This is a genomic window from Acinetobacter sp. TSRC1-2 (assembly GCF_049895885.1).
Taxonomy (GTDB): domain Bacteria; phylum Pseudomonadota; class Gammaproteobacteria; order Pseudomonadales; family Moraxellaceae; genus Acinetobacter.
Window position 1 is genome coordinate 1 of record NZ_JAFCTF010000035.1, and the last position, 1,318, is coordinate 1,318.

Below are 1,318 nucleotides of genomic sequence, written 5' to 3' on the forward strand. Positions count from 1 at the left end.
GGGACTGTTCTAAATTTTGTGTAAGTACTTAGTTTTAATTTATCCTTCTATGGATAATTATAAGAGGTACTTCACATGGATGAAGCAACAATCAAAAGTATGGCAGCCGAACTGGCTAAGGGTTTAAAGACACCAGAAGATTTAAACCAGCTAACGGCTGTCTTTAAAAAGTTCATGATAGAAACAGCACTGAATACTGAGCTTTCCGAGCATCTAGGTTATGAAAAACATCAAGCTAAAAAAAGCGGAAATACTCGTAATGGCTTCAGTGCTAAAACCGTTGCCACACCAGATGGGCAGTTAAGTCTTGAAATCCCCCGCGACCGAGATGGCTCTTTTGAGCCTCAGATTATAAAAAAGTATCAAACGCGCATTACCAGCATGGATGATCAGATTTTATCTCTTTATGCTAAAGGAATGACGAATAGGGAAATCGTGGCTTTTTTTAAAGAAATGTATGATGCGGATGTCTCTGCATCGCTGATCAGTAAGGTCACAGATGCTGTGATTGAACAAGTCACTGAATGGCAGAACAGAGCATTAGATAGTCTTTACCCTGTGATTTATCTAGACTGTTTAGTTGTCAAAGTTCGTCAACATTCTAATGTGATCAATAAATCTGTTTATCTGGCTTTAGCCATTAATATGGATGGACAGAAAGAACTATTAGGTATGTGGATTGCTCAGACAGAAGGTGCGAAATTCTGGTTGTCCGTGATGACTGAACTTAAAAATCGGGGCGTGCAGGATATACTTGTTGCCTGTGTCGATGGCTTAAAGGGCTTTCCCGATGCAATTGCTTCAGTTTATCCTCATACAGACATTCAACTCTGCATTGTTCACGTTGTTCGTAACAGCCTTAGATTCGTCAGCTGGAAAGACTACAAAGCAGTTACAGCCGGCTTAAAAGCGATTTACCAAGCGAGTACAGAAGAGAATGCACTGGTCGCACTGAATATCTTCTGTGATCAGTGGAATCATCAGTATCCGAAGATTGGGGAGTCATGGCGGACTAACTGGGAGAATATTCGAACGATATTCAGTTATCCAGCAGAAATCCGCCATGCTATTTATACAACCAATGCGATAGAATCATTAAACAGCGTGATTCGTCATACGACGAAAAAGCGGAAGATATTCTCTTCGGATGATTCAGTCAGAAAAGTTGTATATTTAGCCACAGCAAATGCCTCTAAAAAATGGACAATGCCCATCCAAAATTGGCGTTTGGCGATGAACTGGTTTACGATTCACTTTGATGATCGATTAAAAGGTCATTTATAAAAAATGGAACTTACACAAAATAATTTACAGGCTC

General features: G+C 39.8%; 1 protein-coding gene. It reads left to right on the plus strand.

The annotated features are described in order from the left end of the window. Positions 1-75: 75 nt before the first annotated feature. Entirely contained in the window at positions 76-1,284 is a 1,209-nt protein-coding gene (locus ACP69Y_RS16585; RefSeq protein WP_425919540.1) for an IS256 family transposase, read from the plus strand. The last annotated feature ends 34 nt before the right edge of the window (positions 1,285-1,318 follow it).